The following is a 16,635-nucleotide window of genomic DNA, read 5'->3' on the forward strand; positions in this document are numbered from 1 at the left end:
CCCCTCCCGCCAACACCGCCCGGCTCGGCGGTTACCGGCCTCGCGTGGTACTTCTGTTCTCCGGGGGAGGAGTGCGGCGCGCCGGGGCGGCGCGGCGCGTACCGGCCGACGAAAGGGAGCAGCGGGGACGATGGCGGCGAACCCGGCGAGCGCGGGCCGCCTGCTGCGCCTCATCCGCAGCGGCGAGGCGCCCACCCGCGCCGAGCTGCAGCGGGCCACCGGGCTCTCCCGGTCCACCGTCGGGCTCCGGCTCGACCAGCTCTTCCGCGCCGGCTGGATCCGCGAGGTGGCCGGCACCTCCACCGGCGGCCGGCCCTCCGCCCGGCTGGAGTTCGACGACCGGCACGCCGTCGTCCTCGCCGCCGACCTGGAGACCCGGCACGGCCGCGCCGCCGTCCTCGACCTCGCGGGCAACTTACTCGCGGAGAAGACCGGCCCGCTGGTCATCGGCGACGGACCCGAGCCGGTGCTGGCGGAGGTGTGCCGCTGGTTCGGCCCGCTGCTGGCCGAGGCGGGCGAGAGCGCGGCGCGGGTCTGCGGCATCGGCCTCTCCGTGCCCGGGCCCGTGGACGTCGCGGCCGGCCGGGTGGTGGAGCCGCCGATCATGCCGGGCTGGGACGGCTACCCCCTCACCGGGCACCTGCGGCGTACGTTCGCCGCCCGGCTGGGCGGCGCCCCGGACGTCCCCGTCTTCGTCGACAACGACGCCAACCTCATGGCGTACGGCGAACAGCGCGCCGGCTTCCCCGACTGCGCGGCCTTCCTGCTCGTCAAGGCGTCCACCGGCATAGGCGCGGGCGTCGTCGTGGACGGCGGCGTCTACCGCGGCATCGACGGCGGGGCCGGCGACATCGGGCACATACGACTGCACGACAGCCGGGAGGCGCTGTGTACGTGCGGCTCGTACGGCTGCCTCGCCGCCGTCGCCAGCGGGCACGCGCTCGCCGCCCGGCTCGACGGCCTCGGCGTGCCCGCGGCCTCCGGCTCCGACGTGCGCGACCTGCTGGCAGCCGGGCACCCGCAGGCGGTGCGGCTGGCCCGGGAGGCGGGGCAGCGGGTGGGCGAGGTGCTGGTCACGGTGGTCACACTCCTCAACCCCGGGGTGCTGATGATCGCCGGCGAGCTCTCCTCCGTGCCGTTCCTCACCGGCGTACGCGAGTTGCTGTACCGGCGCGCGATGCCGCGGACCACGGCGCACCTCGACGTCGTCACCGCGCGGCTCGGCGACCGCTCCGCCCTCGTCGGCGCCGCCGCCATGGTCGTCGACGAGCTGTACGCCCCGGACCGCGCCGACGCCCGCCTCGCCGCCGCGGACGCCGCCGCCCCGGACGCCGCCGCGCCCGGGCCCGGAGCGGGCGACACGGCGGCGGGCCACCCCGGTTGACCGTTCCGGGCGGCCGCGGCCGTACGCTGGCTGCCGCGCAACCGGAGGAGGGCCACGTGCCGGCAATCATCGTCTTCGACCTGGAGTTCACCACGTGGCCGGGGGCGCCGGAGCGGGACTGGTCGGCGCCGGGCGAGCTGCGGGAGATCGTGCAGATCGGCGCCCTGCGGCTGGACGCGGACTTCGCCGTGACGGACGAGTTCGAGACCCTGGTCCGCCCCGTCGTCAACCCGCGGCTCTCCCCGTACTTCAGCGAGCTGACCGGCATCGACCAGGAGACCGTCGACCGCGAGGGCCGCGCCCCGGCGGAGGCGCTCGGCGACTTCCTCGGCTTCTGCGCGGGCCACACGGTGCTCTCCTACGGCAACGACATGGTCGTGCTCGGCGAGAACGTCGGCTGGGCGAGGGCCCGCGGCGAGCGGGTCGCGCACGGCTTCCTCGGCAACGGCTTCCTCAACGTGCGCCCCTGGCTCAACACCCTCGCCCCGCAGACCGCTTCGGTCAACTCCGGCCGGCTCTGGCAGGCCCTCGGCCTGTCCCGGCCCGCCGCGGGCGCCGAGCACTCGGCGCTCTTCGACTGCCACTCCATCGCCGCCGCCCTCCGCCACCTCCGCGCCGGGGGCGCGACGCTCCCCGCGGGCTGGTTCTAGGGCTTCTCGGCCTCTTCCGGCCGCGCGCCGGGCTCGTACGCTCCAGGCATGACACCACTCAGAGCGAAGGACATCACCGGGGTCTGGGGAACGCTGCTGCTGCCTCTGGACGCGCACGACGCGATCGACCGGGGCCGGCTGGCAGGGCAACTGGACGCGCTGCTGGACGCGGGGCTGCACGGGATCTACGCGCACGGCACGGCCGGCGAGTTCCACACCCTGACCGAGGACGAGTTCGACGGCATCAACGAACTGCTCGCCGAGCGGTGCACCGCGGCGGGCGTGCCGTTCCAGATCGGCGCCTCCCACCCGGTGGCGCAGACCGCCCTCACCCGGGTGCGCCGCGCCCGTGAACTGGCCCCCGGCGCACTGCAGGTGATCCTCCCGGACTGGCTGCCGCTCGCCGACGACGAGGCCGTCGCCTTCCTCACCCGGATCGCCGAGGCCGCGGACCCGGTGCCGCTGGTGCTCTACAACCCGCCGCACGCCAAGACCCCGGTGTCACCCACGCTCCTCGGCCGGCTGCTGGACGAGGTGCCCGCCCTCGTCGGGCTGAAGACCGCGGGCGGCGACGGCGACTGGTACGCCGCCGTACGCCCGTACGCCGAGCGCTGCTCGCTCTTCGTCCCCGGCCACCTGCTCGCCACCGGCATCGCCCGTGGCGCGCACGGCAGTTACTCCAACGTCGCCGCCCTCGCCCCGGCGGGCTCCGTCCGCTGGTACGAGTCGATGCACACCGACCCGGCCGCCGCCCGGGACGTCGAGCGCCGGCTCGCCGAGCTGTTCCGCCGGCACATCGCGCCGCTCCAGGCCCGCGGCCTGTCGAATCCGGCGCTCGACAAGTTCCTCGCCGCCGTGGGCGGTTGGGCCGACACGGGGGTACGCACCCGCTGGCCGGCCACGCCCGCGCCCGAGGAGGCCGTGCTCCCCGCCCGCCGCGATGCCCGGGAGCTGGTCCCGGAACTTTTTTCTCTCTGATGACAAAGTTATGGACAGGCCCGGACGAAGTCCTTAGGCTCAGCGCCGCACCCGCCCGGAATCCGAAGGTTCTTCCCGCCCCCTTCCGCGTCTGGAGGAACGAATGTCCGCACGGCTGTACCACCGTGTCCGCAGACGGATGACCACGGTGCTCGCGGCGGCCTTCCTGGTCGGCGGGGTCTGGGCCGCACCCGCCGGCGCCGATCCCGCACCCGATCCCGACCGGGCCCCGGGCCCGCAGAACCAGCCCTTCGCCGAACTCCCGCCGCAGGAGCCCGGCGTGACGCTGCGCACGTACGACGTGCAGGTCCCGCTCGACGAGATCTGCACGCTCAAGCCCGCGCAGACCCCGAACGTCGACAAGCTCATGCCGCAGATCGACTTCTCGACCGCCGGGGACTTCGGCTTCGAGGACAACTTCGTCTCACACACCATCGCCAACATCAACGTGCCCCAGGACGGCACGTACACCTTCCGCCTCACCAGCGACGACGGCGCGCGGCTGCTCATCGACAACCAGGTCGTCATCGACCACGACGGGCTGCACGGCACCGATCCCCCCAAGGACGGCACCGTCGAGCTGACCGCCGGCTACCACTCGCTCTTCATCGAGCACTTCGAGCGCGGCGGCGGCCAGCAGGTCACCCTGGCCTGGCAGCCCCCGGGAGCCAGTGGCTTCGCCACCGTGCCGAACTCGGTGCTCAGCACCGACGCCGGCGTCGTCCGCGTCACCGCGCCGGGCCGCAAGGAGTGCGAGGGCTACACCGACTCGCCCGGCGACGGCCTGCCGCTGAACAGCGTCCACCCGGACTTCAAGCTGACCGACCTGCGCCCGGACGGCTTCGAGCCGCAGGTCACCGCGATGGACTGGCTGCCGGACGACCGGCTCGCCGTGACCACGTGGGGCGGCACCGACAACGTCACCGGCGAGGTCTACCTCCTCGACAACGTCACCGGCGACACCTCGCCGGAGAAGGTGACGGTGAAGAAGGTCGCCGAGGGCCTGAAGGAGCCGCAGGGCATCAAGTACGTCGAGGGCGATCTCTACGTCTCGCAGAAGCACGAGCTGACGCGGCTGAAGGACGAGGACGGCGACGAGGTCACCGACGCGTACGAGACCGTCGCCACCTGGCCGTTCAGCGACAACTTCCACGAGTTCGCCTTCGGCCTGCTCTACAAGGACGGGTTCTTCTACCTGAACCTGTCCGTCGCCATCAACTACGGCGGCGCCACCACCGACCCGCAGCCCTCCGAGAACCGCGGCACGACCATCAAGGTCAACCGCAAGACGGGCAAGGTCAGTTACGTCGCCGGCGGCCTGCGCACCCCCAACGGCATCGGCTGGGGGCCGAAGGACGACCTGTTCGTCCTCGACAACCAGGGCGGCTGGCTGCCCTCGTCGAAGCTCCTGCACATCAAGCAGGACCGCTTCTTCAATCACTACACCAACCCCGACGGGCCGTTCGACGACAAGCCCGTCACCCAGCCCGTGCTCTGGCTGCCGCAGAACGAGATAGCCAACTCGCCCAGCACGCCGCTCTACATGGACAAGGGCACCTTCGCGGGCCAGCTCCTCTTCGGCGACGTCACCTACGGCGGCATCCAGCGGGCCGACCTGCAGAAGGTCGACGGCGAGTACCAGGGCGCGGTCTTCCGCATGACCCAGGGCCTGGAGGCCGGCGTCAACCGCATCAGCATGGGCCCCGACGGCGCGATCTACGCCGGCGGCCTGGGCGCGGGCGGCAACTGGGGCCAGCCGGGCAAGCTGCAGCACGGCCTGCAGAAGCTGACGCCCGGCGGGAACGAGGCGTTCGACATCGTCTCCATGGACGCCACCGAGACCGGCTTCGAGATGAGCTACACCAAGCCGCTGTCGCAGGCGACCGCCGACGCGCTCGCCGAGAGCTACTCGGTCACCCAGTGGCGCTACGTCCCCACCCCCGAGTACGGCGGGCCCAAGGTGGACGAGGAGACGCTGCCGGTGACCTCCGCGAAGCTGTCGGACGACCGCAAGAAGGTCACCCTGGAGATCCCCGGCCTGAAGCCCGGCCACGTGGTGCACGTGCGCTCCCCGCGCCCGTTCACCGCCGAGGGCGGCCAGGAGCTGTGGAGCACCGAGGCGTGGTACACGCTGAACAGCATCCCCGGTGACGAGGACCGCGTGCCCACCGCGTACGAGGCCGAGGAGGCCCGGCTCGAGGGCGGCGCGAACCTGGCCGACGACCACGCCGGCCACTCCGGCCGCGGCTTCGTCGCCGGCTACGGCACCAAGGGCGCCTCCACCACGTTCGACGTCACGACCGAGAAGGGAGGCACCTACGACGTCGGACTGCGCTACTCCAACGGCCCGAACCCCTTCACCGGCACCAAGACGGTCAGCATGTACGTCAACGGCACGAAGGTGAAGCAGGCGCAGCTCGCGTCCACCGGCACCTGGAAGGAGTGGACGACCAAGACCGAAAAGGTCTCGCTGCGCGCGGGCGGGAACACCATCCGCTACGTCAACGAGGGCGACGACACCGGGCACGTCAACCTCGACATGATCAGCGTCCACCCCAGCGGCGAGCCCGTCACGCTCTTCGACGGCGCGGACCGCTCCGCCTTCCAGCACGTGGACGGCAGGACGCCGGAGTGGCCGCTGCTCGACGGCGAGGCCATGGAGGTCTGCTGCGGCGACATCCGCACCAAGAAGGCGTACGAGGACTTCAAGCTGCACGTGGAGTTCTGGCTGCCCGAACTGCCGCCGGACGTCACCGGGCAGGACCGCGCCAACAGCGGCGTGTACCTCCAGGAGCGGTACGAGGTCCAGATCCTGGACTCGTACGGCAAGGACCCGCTGGCGAACGACGACGCCGCCGCCATCTACAAGAAGAAGGCGGCGGACGTGAACGCGGCGAAGCCGCCGGGGACCTGGCAGACGTACGACATCACCTTCCGGGCCGCCCGCTTCGACGCGGACGGCAAGAAGACCGAGGACGCACGTATCTCGGTGGTGTGGAACGGCGTCAAGGTCCAGGACGACGTCGCCGTCGACGGCCCCACCGGGGCCGGGAAGCCGGAGACGCCGGTCGCCGGCGCCATCCGGCTCCAGGACCACGGCAACGCGGTCCGCTACCGCAACATCACCGTCCAGCCCCTGTGATCAGGCGGTGAGTCCACCGGCCCCGGAGCCCTCTGGCTCCGGGGCCGGTTCTGTTCCGCGCCGCGGCTTCACGGCCTCGCCCGGGGAAGCGACCAAAGTCGTACCCGCCGCATCGCTCCGCAGACCTTCGGCCGATCCGCCGCCGCGACCCGCGTCCGTAGCGTCGCCGGGGACCGGCAGGAAGGACGACCGACGATGGATTCCGGAGCACCCGCGATGTCCCGTGACGACCGCGACGGCGGCGAACCAGGCGGCGAACCAGGCGGTGGACCCGGCGGTGAGCCCGGCGGCGGCCCCTCCGGCGCCCCCCTCGCCAAGCGCGCCGCCGCCACGGTGGGCCCGGGCCTGCTGTACCGCCTGCTGCTGCTCGCCGGGCTGCCGGCGCTCGGCCTCTTCCTCGGCTGGCTCGTCCCGCGTGTCGCGGACGAGGTCGCCGGGCTGAAGTGGGCGCCGATGCGCGGCCCGTTCGAGCTGGTGGCCTCCTTCGACGACGGCTGGACCGCGGTCGCGGGTCCCGTCGTCGGGCTGGTGCTGGGGCTGGCCGGCGGGCTCCTCGTGTACGTGCTGGCGATGCGCGTGACCTTCGAGGGCGACACCGTACGGATCGACAAGGACGGCGAGTCCCGCATCCTGGCCCGCGCCGAGGTCGCCGCCGCCTTCCTGGACAAGGACCGGCTGGTGATCCTCGACGCCGCCTCCCGCCAACTGCTGCGCAGGCCCACCGACCTGGAGCCCGCCGACCTCGCCCGCGGCTTCACCGCGCACGGCTACCGGTGGCTGCACGAGGACCCGTACGCGGGCTGCTACCACCGCTGGGTCCGCGGCTCCGCGGAGCTGTCCGCGGCGGCCAACGCCGTGCTGAAGGCCAGGGAGCACGCGCTCGGGAAGAAGAACGCCACCGACGCGGAGGAACTGCGCGAGGAGGCGCAGCGCCTCGGCTACGTGCTGCGCGAGGAGGGCACCCGCCAGTACTGGCGCCCGCTGCGGCCCGGGGACGCGGAAGACTGAGCACGGCCCGTACGGCGCCGCCCGCGGGACGGTGCCCTACGGGCCGGCCGTGCCGTACGGACGTCAGTCGAGACCGGGCAGGGCCGCGAGGCGGCGGTGGTCGGCGGGGGAGTCGCGGCGGTCGAGCCGGGTCTCCAGCAGCCGCCTGGCCGCCTCGCACCGGCCGCCCGACACCAGCGCGAAGAGCAGCGTCTCCTCCACCACTTCGCGCTGCGCCGCGCTGCCGCCGACCTTGCGCAGCACCGGGCGGATCGACTCCAGCCGCGCCACCGCGTCCGGCCACCGCTCCTCCAGCACCGCCTCCAGCGCCTCGCAGAGCGGCGCCACGACCTCGCGCTGCACCGGATCCGCGCCCGCCGCGTGCGTACGGAGCCGGCGCAGCGCCGCCAGGTCGCCCGCGGCGGTCAGCGCCACCGCGCTGTGCATCGCGGTGAACGGCGTCGCCGGCCGCTCCACGACCTCCCGCTCGACCGCCGCCAGCACGCCCTCCACGGGCTGCTCGCCGGTCCAGCACCCCGACATCCGGGCCCGCCAGAGCAGCGACCCCGAGTCCACCAGTGCCCGCACCCCGTTCACCCGGCCCGGCGCCAGCTGGGCGAACCAGCGCCGCCGTACCGCGTCCGGGTCGTCGAGCGCCAGTTCGTGCAGCGCGACGTGCCAGGAGAAGTGCGCCCGGTGCGTGGCGCCGCGGCCCTGGTCGCCGATCCAGCCGTCCAGCCAGTCCCGCCCGCGCTCGTGGGCCCCGGTCTCGTAGTGCACGTGGGCGAGCGCGTGCACCGCGTGCCCCGCGGCCGGCTCCACGGCCAGCGCCCGGCGGGCCAGCTCCCCGGCCTCGTCGAAGCGGCCGTCGTCCTGGCGCATGAAGGCCAGCAGTGAGGTGTGGAACCAGTGCCCCTCGTACGCGGACGTGGTGCGCTCCACCAGCCGGCGGGCCATCGCGCCGTCCAGGTCGGTGACGCCGGAGAACGCGATGGTCGGCACGGCGACGCTCAGCGCCAGCGCGTCCCCCGGGTACGCGGCCAGGTGCCGGGTCAGCGCCTCGTCGCCGCCGGAGCCGGCGATCCGGCGGGTGACGACCTCCACGAAGGCCCGCTCGCGCTCGTCCGCACGCTCGCGCGCCGCGCGCTGCGCGTCGGCCAGCGCCCGCGGCACGTCGACGTCGGCGCCGCACTCGTGCCCGACGAGCGCGAGCGCGGCGTGCCCGAGCGCGAAGCCGGGGTCCAGCTCCACGGCGCGGGCGAGCGCGGTCTCGGCGCCGGCGCGGACCTTCAGCAGCCGCTCGAGCCCCGTGCGGTACGCGGCGGCGGCAGCGGCGTGCGTGGAGACGGGCAGGCCGTTGACGTCGGTGGGCCGGCGCCGGCCCCGTACCGGCTCGCGCAGCGGCTCCAGCACGGCGGCGGCGACCTCGGCGGCCTGGACGCGGATCTCCGGCACGGCGGTGGTCTCCCACAACTCGCCGCGGCGGGCGGCGCCGAGGGTGAACAGCGGCGGGGGAGCGGCGCCGGGGGAGCCGGCCCGTATCGCCGGGGCGCGGCCCGGGCGCAGCCGGCCTGCGTCGGTGGCCACCCCGATGCCCAGCGGGCCCGGCGTGGCCGTGCCGTCCGCGAGCAGCCCCCGCCACAGCGGGTCGGCGCACTCCTCGACGCGCAGCCCGGGCCCCGTGCAGTCGACCACCCAGCCGACCTGCAGCGTCCGGCCGCCGCTCAGGGTGACGGCCAGGCCGCCGCCGGGACCCTCGGCGACGTCCCGCACCTGCCCGGTGTGCAGCCGCAGCCGTCGCGCCGCCAGCGCCCGCTGCACGGACTCCGCGGTGGCCGGGGGCATGCGGTGCCGGTGGACGTTCCAGCGGGAGGCGTCGCGGGCCAGGAAGTCGGCCCGGTCGTCGTCGGAGAGCCGGGCCCACATCGCCTGCGTCAGCGGGCGCAGCCCGTCCACGGCGGGGCGCCAGTCGCCGTGGGCGCGGACGGCGGCGGCCACGTGGCGGCGTACGGCGGCGCGCAGCTCCGCCAGCGGCAGGCCGGGCAGGCCGGGGTCCGCCTGGAGGGGCGGCAGCGCGGTCAGGGCGTGCGGGCGGGGCAGTTCGCCGCCGCGGGAGACGGCGTGTACGCGGCGGCCGGACCGCTCCAGGCTCAGCGCCATGTCCACGGCGGTGAGGCCGGTGCCGACGAGCAGCACGTCGTCGGCGGCGTGGGTGTCCCCGGTGAGCGCGTCGAGGGCGCCGGGGGCCCAGGGGTCGGGGACGAAGCGGTCGCTGGCGCGCAGGGCCGCGGGGGCCCAGCCACGGGGGCCGGGCGCGGGTCCGGTGGCGATGACGACGCTGTCGGCCCGCTGGGTGCGACCGTCGGCGAGGCGCAGGGCGGCGCGCCCGCCGGCGGTCCACGTACAGCCCGTCGCCTTCGTCCGCAGCCTGCTCACCGCGACGGTGCCGTGGGCGCGGATGACGGCCTGGCCGAGGGAGTCGGCGAGATAGGCGCCGTAGCGGTGGCGGGAGACGAAGTCACAGGCGGAGGCGGCCGGCTCGCCGTGGGCGCGGAGCCAGCGCACGAAGTGCGTGGGGTCGTCCGGGTAGCAGCTCATGCCGCCGGCCGGGACGTTCAGCCGGTGCCGCGGGTCGGGGGTGGCGTACGCGACGCCGCGGCCCGCCTCGGGCGCCGGGTCGATCAGCACCAGCTCCAGCGGCGTGCTGCGCCGGACCGCGGTCTCGCAGAGCTGCATCGCGGTCAGTGCCCCCGCGGCGCCCGCGCCGACGACGGCCACGACGTGGCGGGCGGGACCAGCGGCGGGGGAAGACGAAGGCGCGGCCACGGTACCTCCAGCTGAGCCGGGAACGGACTCGTCCATGATCTCGCGTCCCGGGGACCGGTCCACCCCCGGGCACCTGTTGACGCGACGAGGCTACTGCTTCCATAATTCCTAGCACACCGATGGGAATACTAGGAATCGGTGGGAGACGGTGAGCGGACCGCCGGAAAGCCGGGCCGCACCGGGCTCCACACAGACGGGCAGGGCCCTTCGCTAACCCGGAGGAGTGCGAAGGGCCCTGCTCCCCGCTTCCGGCTCCCGGAGGCCGCCGCTCGTGCGCCCGCCCGGGTCACGGAAGCGCGCGTACGTGACCGGCGTACGCCCCCCTGAGACTCCCCGCCGGCGCCAGCACCGCCGGCGGGGGAGCCCGGGGAATGCACGGCAACGGCCCCGCACGGCTCGCTGAGCCGTACGGGGCCGCTGCGTTGCCGGCGCCCCGGTCCTCCCGCGGGGGCCGGCGGTCAGGCGGTCGGCGCCAGGTGCTCGCGGAGCGTCCGCCCGCGGTAGCCGGAGCGGAACACCCCGCGCTCGCGCAGCTTCGGCACCAGCCCGTACACGACCGCGAGCAGATCGGTGGGCGCGTGCGCCGGCAGCAGGTGGAACCCGTCGGCCACCCCCTCCGCGTGCCACTCCGCCAGCAGCCCGGCCAGTTCGGCCGGCGGCCCGGCGAAGTGCAGCGTCTCCGCCCGTGGCCGCAGCCCGCGCCCGCCGCCGCGGCCGAGGTCCACCCCGAGGCGCAGCAGCACCCGCAGGGCATTCGGGTCGCGGCCCGCGGCCGCCGCCTGGTGCTTGAGCGCGGCGCGGCAGACCTGGGCGGCGGCGGGGTGCTCGGCGTCCAGGAGCACCACGTCCGCGTGCCGGGCGGCCTGCAGCCAGCGCCGGTCGGGACCGTGCACGTCGAGCACCACCGCCACCGGCGGCCGGTGCGGCCGGCGCAGCCGGGCGGCGGACAGGGCCCGGCGGGCGGCGGGGTGCCGTCCGGGACCGGCGGCGTACGCGCCGCGGCCGTGCGGCTGCGCGCCGAAGGGGCCTGTGCCGGGCAGCGCGGTCCGTACCAGCCAGCCGGCCCTGCCGTCGACGGCGAAACGCGCCGCCGCGGACGTCAGCGGCGTGAGCCGCCCCGCGGGCAGCGCCGCGACGGCGGAGACGAGCCCGATGCGGCTGGTGGTGCCGGCCGCCCGGGCGAGCACGGCCGGCACGTCGGGCCGCCCGCTCCCGCCCGCGCCGTCGAGCGTGACGAAGTCGAGGCCGCCCTGCTCGGCCAGGTGCACCAGCCGGGTCCAGCGTGCGTAGGGCGGCGGGGGGCACGCGCCGCCGGCACCGGCGGGGCGGTGGTCGGAGGTGGCGTCGTCGAGGGCTGCGGAGAGGTGGAGCTGGGCGGCCATGGGGAGCTCGCCTTTCGGGATCGGGGGAACCTGAGAGGGGGGGCGGACAGGGGCGCGTCAGGGCTCGATCGGCTCGTACTTGTAGCCCATGCGCCGGACGGTCACGATCCGGTGCCGGTGCGCCGCGCCGAGCTTGCGGCGCAGCCGCGCGACGTGGACGTCGACCGTGCGGCCGTCGCCTACGTGGCTGTAACCCCAGACGGTGGTCACCAGCGACTCACGCGAGTGCACCCGGCGGGGGTGGGCGACGAGATGGGCGAGGAGCTCGAACTCCAGGAAGGTCAGGTCCATCGGCTGCCCGTCCACCTCGGCCACCCGCCGCTCCACGTCGATGCGTACGGGCCCGCCGCCGGGCGGCACGTCGGGCGGTCCCGCGCTCTGCGGCGCCCGCTGCAGCGGTGCGGCGTCGGCGCCCTCGGCCAGCAGGTCCGCGGGATCGAGGCCCGGCGGCACCAGCACGACGTAGCCGAGGAGCGGCTTGCCGTCGGCGGTGCGCTCGCCGTGCCGCGCGGGCTCGCGCACCAGGCGCAGATGGCGTACGGCGCCCGCGGCTTCGCCCCCGGCTGCCGGGGCGGGGAGTGAGTGGGTCATCGGTCGGTCTCCTTCTGGTGGTCGGAGCGGGACGGGCGGTCAGCCGGCGGCCGGCGCGGGGTACGGCAGCAGACCGGCGTCGGTCTCCTCCCACGCGGTGCGCAGCCGGGCCAGCAACTCGGGTCGTACGGACGCCTTGTCGGCCCGCTCGCGCGGGTCGTGGGCGAGGTCGAAGAGGCGGTCCGCGCCGTCCTTGCCGCGGTGGTACTTCCAGTCGCCGCGGCGCAGCGCCCGCTCGCCGCGCACCCGCCAGAACAGGTCCCGCTCGGGCGGGTCCTCGCCGCGCAGCAGGTAGCCGGCGAGGCTGCGGCCGTCCAGCGGGTGGGAGGCGGCCGGGCGGGCGCCGCCCAGTTCCAGCAGCGTGGCGGTCCAGTCGGGGGAGTACAGCGGCACGTGGCTGACCTGGCCGCCGTCGAGGCGCGCGGGCCAGCGGGCGATCTGCGGTATGCGTATCCCGCCCTCCTGCAACGACGCCTTCTCGCCGGAGAGCGGCCACTGGTGGGACCAGCGCTCGCCGCCGTTGTCGCTGGCGAAGACGACCAGGGTGTCCCGCTCCTGGCCGCTCGCGCGCAGCGCGGCGAGCACCTCGCCGACGGAGCGGTCGAGGTCCTCGACCATCTCGCGGTACTTCTCCAGCGAGCCGCCGTCCGCGTGCCACAGGGCGCGGCGGTCGCCGGCCTTGATGCGGCGGACGATCTCGGCGCTCTCGGCCTCGTCGCCGTCGGCGATCCACGGCCAGTGCGGGGTGGTGAAGTTGAGGTTGAGCAGCCACGGCTGCCGGTCGCGGGTGTGCAGGTGCCGGACCGCGCGCTCGGTGAGCACCCTGGTGTAGTAGCGCAGGTCGCGGTACTCGACCTCGCCCTCGTACAGGTCGTACTCGCCGCCGGAGCCGAGCTTGGAGTAGTACTCCAGGGCGCCGCCGAAGTTGCCGAAGAAGCTGTCCCAGCCGGAGCGCGTGGGGCTGTAGTCGGGCAGGTAGCCGCAGTGCCACTTGCCGATGAGCGCCGTGGCGTACCCGGCGTCGCGCAGCAGCGACGCCAGCGTCGGGTGCCCGGGCTCCAGCCCCGCCGACTTGTCGGCGATCGGCTCGGCGAGCCCGCCTTCCGTACGTCCCGGGTGCCGGCCCGTGTAGAGCGAGAAGCGGGTCGGGGAGCAGGTCGCGGAGCCCGAGTACGCCTGCGTGAACCGCACGCCCTGGCGGGCGAGCCGGTCCAGGTGCGGGGTGCGGATGTGCGGCGAGCCGTAGCTGGAGAGATCGGCCCAGCCGAGGTCGTCGGCGAGGACGAAGAGGATGTTGGGACGCCGCGCCGTGCGGTCGGCGGCGGCGCGGAAGGGGGTTTCGGCGTTCTGGGCGGCGGCGGGCGAGGCCGCTGTGCCGAGGGCGGCCGCGGTGGCCGCGGAGCCCAGCAGTCCGCCGAAGGCGCGGCGGGACGGCGAGGAGGACATGGGTCTCCCGGGAACGGAGGGCAGGGGGGAGCCGGCCCACCGGCGCGCGGACGTCGACGGCCACGGCGCGGGCGGGGCAGGGGTACGGAGGAAGTCGTCCGGCGACTAGCCGTGACGGCAGACGGCGCTGGCCACGTGACAGAAGTCGACGTGCCTGCGACGGAAGAGGAGCGCCCGCGTCGAGGACATGCCCCCCATCCTGCGTACCGCGCTGGCCTGCGTCAATGGTTTTCCTAGAAAATTGGTCGGAAAACTGTGGAACGGCTGAATGCCTACCCCTGGCCGGGGGTAGGGGAGGGGTGCGGCGGGCCCGCTAGCGGGCCGGGTCCGGCGCCAGGCGCAGCGCGGCGATGGTCGTGGCGAGCATCTCGTAGTGCCCGGCGAGCAGCAGCAGTTCGATGGCCCCCTGCTCGTCCAGGTGGGTCCGCAGCCGCCGCCAGAGCGCGTCGTCGAGGTCCCGGTCGTGGTGCAGCGCGTCGACCGCGGCGAGCAGCGCGCCCTCCCGCTCCGTCCACCCGTCCGCCCCGGGGCCCGCCTCGATCCGGGCGACGTCGGCGGGGGTGAGCCCGGCCCGGCGGCCGAGCCTGCGGTGGTGCTCGAACTCGTACGCGCAGCCGCACAGATGAGCCACCCGCAGGATGACCAGCTCCGTCTCCCGGCGCGGCAGCGTGCCGCGGGGCATCAGCCGGCCGGCGAACCGCAGCCAGCCGCGGAACAGCCTGCGGTGGCGGCCGAGGACGAGGAAGAGCGCGGGCGGCCGGGTGCCGGCGACGCGGCCCGCCGCGCGGCTGAGCAGCCAGGTGGCCGCGCCGACGTCGCGGCGTCCGCCGGGGGCGATGCGCGGCGCGCTCACCGCGCGCCCCCGTCCTTCCGCGGGCCCGGGTCGCCGTCCGGGGCGGGCCGCCCGGGCGGGGCGAGGACCGCGCGGCGCAGCAGCCGGTGGGTGGCGGAGTTCATCGCCCGCATCGCCAGCGCGTAGAGCGGCGGCGCCGCGCGCTGCAGCCCGTGCGCGGCCCGTACCCGGCCGGAGGTGTGCACCAGGTAGCGGTTGCGTGCCACGCCCTTGAGGATCATCCCGGCGACCGCCTCCGGCGACTCCGCCTGCTTGCGGAAGCCCGCCTGGAGCCGCTTGAACGCCTTGCTCTCCTTGTCCACGCCGACGATCTCCACGGTCTCGGTGAGCGGCGTGTCCACCGCGCCCGGGCAGACCAGGCTGACGCCGATGCCGTGCCGGCGCAGGTCGAAGCGGAGCACCTCGGAGACGCCGCGCAGCCCGAACTTGCCCGCGCTGTACGCGGCGTGCCACGGCAGCCCGAGCAGGCCCGCCGCCGAGGAGACGTTGACCAGATGCCCGCCGCGGCCACCCGCGATCATCGGCGGCACGAACGCCTCGATGACGTGCACGGGGCCCATCAGATTCACCTCGACCATGGCGCGCCAGTGCCGGTGCTCCAGATGCTCCACCGTGCCCCACGCCGAGATCCCGGCGATGTTCATCACGACGTCCATCGGCCCGTCCGCCGCGGCGTGCACCTCGTCGGCCACGGCCCGCACGGCGTCGAGGTCGGCGATGTCGGCGGCGCCCGCGTAGCGTACGGTCCCGCCCCGGGCGCGTATCCGCGCGGCGGTGGCGTCGAGGCGGTCCCCGTCCAGGTCGGTGAGGTACAGCTCCGCGCCGCGGTCCGCGGCCAGCGCGGCGGTGGCGCGGCCGATGCCGCCCGCCGCGCCGGTGACGAAGATCCGCCGTTCCGTCAGGTCACTCAGCCCCGGTCGCTTCATCTACCGCACGGTAACGTCCCGCGCCCGCGACCGGAACGGTCCGTACGGTCACCGGTGCCCGCGGGCCGCGCTGCGGCGGCCCGCGGGGTCGCCGGTGCTACGCGGCCGGGTCCAGCCGCTGGACCGGCCCGCCGAGGTCCAGCACGTACAGCTCGCCGTCGCCGCCCTGGACGAAGGAGATCACCTCGCCGCCGCTGACGCCGAGGTCGCTCTCGCCGGTGACCTCGCCGTTCTCGACTTGGAGCGCGCGGACGGTGCCGTCGCAGTAGTCGCTGAAGAGGTATTGGCCCGCCAGGTCCGGGATCGCCTCGCCGCGGTAGACGAAGCCGCCGGTGACCGAGCAGCCGAGCCCGTCGCGGCCGTACTCGTGCACCGGGGGCACGTGGTTCGCCGGCTCCTCGCCGTCGAAGACCTCCGAGCCCTCCATCCGGCCCCAGCCGTAGTTCTCGCCGCCGGGGCTGTCGGCCGGGGCGTAGTCGATCTCCTCGACCCGGTTCTGCCCGACGTCGCCGATCCACAGGTCGCCGGTCTCGGCGTCGAAGGAGAACCGCCACGGGTTGCGCAGCCCGTACGCCCAGATCTCGTCCCGTGCGTCCGCGTCGTCCACGAAGGGGTTGTCCTCGGGGATCGCGTACGGGTCGCCGCCGCCCGGGTCGATCCGCAGCAGCTTGCCGAGGAGCGTGTCCAGGTTCTGGCCGTAGTCGTGCGGGTCGCCGCCCGCGCCGCCGTCGCCGAGCGCGATGTACAGCATCCCGTCGGGACCGAAGGCGATCTGGCCGCCGTTGTGGTTGGCGTACGGCTGCTCCTGGGTGAGGACGGTGCGCCGCGAGCCGGGGTCGAGGGCGCCGTCGGCGACGGCGAACTCGTCGACGGTGCTGGTGCCCTCCCGGTCCGTGAAGGAGACGTAGAAGTGCTCGAACTCCGGGTCGAAGGCGATGCCGAGCAGCCCGCGCTCGCCGTCCGTCGTCGTGTCGTCCGAGATGTCCAGCACGGGCTCTCCGAGGCCGGAGTCGGTGAGGACGCGGACGGTGCCGGCGCGTTCGGCGATCCAGACCGTGTCGCCCGGGCCCGCGGTACCGGCGCTCGGGTTCTCCGCCTCGGCCACGGTGGTGAGTTCGACCGCCGCCTGCCCGGACTTCGCGGGCGGGTCCGCGCTGGCCGCGGAGAGGGCGACGCCGGAGACGGCGAGGCAGAACCCGGCGGCGATCGCCGAGATGGTACGCACTCTCATGATGACCCTCCTGGGGTGGGGTTGAGGGTGTGGGGGAACGGTGCGTGCGCTCGCACGGTCGGGGCGATGCCCCTGGTCCGCAGGAGGATAACCCGCGCGCCGTTCCCGTTGAATACCGCAACCTCGCCCCGGGGGAGGGGAGTTCGGGCCGCCGTCCGCCCCGCCGGGCCGGGGCCCGGGAGCCGGACGGCGGTGCCGTACGGAGGTGAAGCGCCGCGCGCCGCGGGGGACTTCGTACC

12 protein-coding genes are annotated in these 16,635 nt (G+C 75.0%); 5 read left to right on the forward strand and 7 right to left on the reverse strand.

The genetic code is table 11. The features are described 5' to 3' along the window. The first annotated feature begins 130 nt into the window (after positions 1–130). From DMB38_RS33550 to DMB38_RS33570, 5 genes are all read left to right on the forward strand, one after another. Positions 131–1,384, forward strand: a complete 1,254-nt coding sequence (locus tag DMB38_RS33550; protein WP_240662617.1) for an ROK family transcriptional regulator — start codon at positions 131–133, stop codon at positions 1,382–1,384. A gap of 56 nt (positions 1,385–1,440) precedes the next feature. After that, positions 1,441–2,034, forward strand: coding sequence for a 3'-5' exonuclease (locus tag DMB38_RS33555; protein ID WP_125938341.1), 594 nt, complete (start codon positions 1,441–1,443; stop codon positions 2,032–2,034). Positions 2,035–2,082: 48 nt separating this feature from the next. Then, positions 2,083–3,012 carry a dihydrodipicolinate synthase family protein gene (locus DMB38_RS33560; protein WP_125938342.1) on the forward strand — a complete coding sequence of 310 codons (930 nt, stop codon included), beginning with the start codon at positions 2,083–2,085 and terminating at the stop codon, positions 3,010–3,012. 103 nt (positions 3,013–3,115) lie between these two features. Further along, on the forward strand, positions 3,116–6,154 hold the full coding sequence (locus tag DMB38_RS33565; RefSeq protein WP_125938343.1) for a family 16 glycoside hydrolase: 3,039 nt from the start codon (positions 3,116–3,118) through the stop codon (positions 6,152–6,154). A 195-nt stretch (positions 6,155–6,349) separates the two neighbouring features. Then, positions 6,350–7,162 (forward strand): hypothetical protein, encoded by an 813-nt coding sequence (locus DMB38_RS33570; RefSeq protein WP_240662618.1) that lies wholly within the window; start codon positions 6,350–6,352, stop codon positions 7,160–7,162. 63 nt (positions 7,163–7,225) lie between these two features. Here DMB38_RS33570 and DMB38_RS33575 read toward each other — a convergent pair whose 3' ends face one another. The 7 genes from DMB38_RS33575 to DMB38_RS33605 form a co-directional block, all read right to left on the reverse strand. Further along, the gene (locus tag DMB38_RS33575; RefSeq protein ID WP_125939445.1) at positions 7,226–9,919 is read right to left on the reverse strand and encodes an FAD/NAD(P)-binding protein; all 2,694 of its coding nucleotides are present in this window, start codon (positions 9,917–9,919) and stop codon (positions 7,226–7,228) included. Between the two features lie 506 nt (positions 9,920–10,425). After that, positions 10,426–11,349: an LLM class flavin-dependent oxidoreductase gene (locus DMB38_RS33580; RefSeq protein ID WP_125938344.1), complete on the reverse strand. Its 924-nt coding sequence runs from the start codon at positions 11,347–11,349 to the stop codon at positions 10,426–10,428. A 57-nt stretch (positions 11,350–11,406) separates the two neighbouring features. Next, entirely contained in the window at positions 11,407–11,940 is a 534-nt protein-coding gene (locus DMB38_RS33585; RefSeq protein ID WP_125938345.1) for a winged helix-turn-helix domain-containing protein, read from the reverse strand. Positions 11,941–11,979: 39 nt separating this feature from the next. Then, positions 11,980–13,386 (reverse strand): sulfatase-like hydrolase/transferase, encoded by a 1,407-nt coding sequence (locus tag DMB38_RS33590; protein ID WP_125938346.1) that lies wholly within the window; start codon positions 13,384–13,386, stop codon positions 11,980–11,982. Between the two features lie 313 nt (positions 13,387–13,699). After that, positions 13,700–14,239 (reverse strand): carboxymuconolactone decarboxylase family protein, encoded by a 540-nt coding sequence (locus DMB38_RS33595; RefSeq protein ID WP_125938347.1) that lies wholly within the window; start codon positions 14,237–14,239, stop codon positions 13,700–13,702. Further along, complete coding sequence (locus DMB38_RS33600; protein WP_240662619.1) at positions 14,236–15,165, reverse strand: SDR family oxidoreductase; 930 nt, start codon at positions 15,163–15,165, stop codon at positions 14,236–14,238. Before DMB38_RS33600 ends, DMB38_RS33595 begins: the two co-directional genes overlap by 4 nt. 97 nt (positions 15,166–15,262) lie before the next feature. Beyond that, positions 15,263–16,396: a PQQ-dependent sugar dehydrogenase gene (locus DMB38_RS33605; protein WP_125938348.1), complete on the reverse strand. Its 1,134-nt coding sequence runs from the start codon at positions 16,394–16,396 to the stop codon at positions 15,263–15,265. Positions 16,397–16,635: the final 239 nt, after the last annotated feature.

It is taken from the genome of Streptomyces sp. WAC 06738 (assembly GCF_003945505.1).
In the GTDB taxonomy this organism is placed as follows: domain Bacteria; phylum Actinomycetota; class Actinomycetes; order Streptomycetales; family Streptomycetaceae; genus Streptomyces.

Bases quoted from the DNA above. Each gene is read 5' to 3' on its own strand.
- DMB38_RS33570 (WP_240662618.1), top strand. From the start codon at position 6,350: ATGGATTCCGGAGCACCCGCGATGTCCCGTGACGACCGCGACGGCGGC.
- DMB38_RS33550 (WP_240662617.1), top strand. From the start codon at position 131: ATGGCGGCGAACCCGGCGAGCGCGGGCCGCCTGCTGCGCCTCATCCGC.
- DMB38_RS33560 (WP_125938342.1), top strand. From the start codon at position 2,083: ATGACACCACTCAGAGCGAAGGACATCACCGGGGTCTGGGGAACGCTG.
- DMB38_RS33585 (WP_125938345.1), bottom strand. From the start codon at position 11,940: ATGACCCACTCACTCCCCGCCCCGGCAGCCGGGGGCGAAGCCGCGGGC.
- DMB38_RS33580 (WP_125938344.1), bottom strand. From the start codon at position 11,349: ATGGCCGCCCAGCTCCACCTCTCCGCAGCCCTCGACGACGCCACCTCC.
- DMB38_RS33590 (WP_125938346.1), bottom strand. From the start codon at position 13,386: ATGTCCTCCTCGCCGTCCCGCCGCGCCTTCGGCGGACTGCTGGGCTCC.
- DMB38_RS33565 (WP_125938343.1), top strand. From the start codon at position 3,116: ATGTCCGCACGGCTGTACCACCGTGTCCGCAGACGGATGACCACGGTG.
- DMB38_RS33605 (WP_125938348.1), bottom strand. From the start codon at position 16,396: ATGAGAGTGCGTACCATCTCGGCGATCGCCGCCGGGTTCTGCCTCGCC.
- DMB38_RS33600 (WP_240662619.1), bottom strand. From the start codon at position 15,165: ATGAAGCGACCGGGGCTGAGTGACCTGACGGAACGGCGGATCTTCGTC.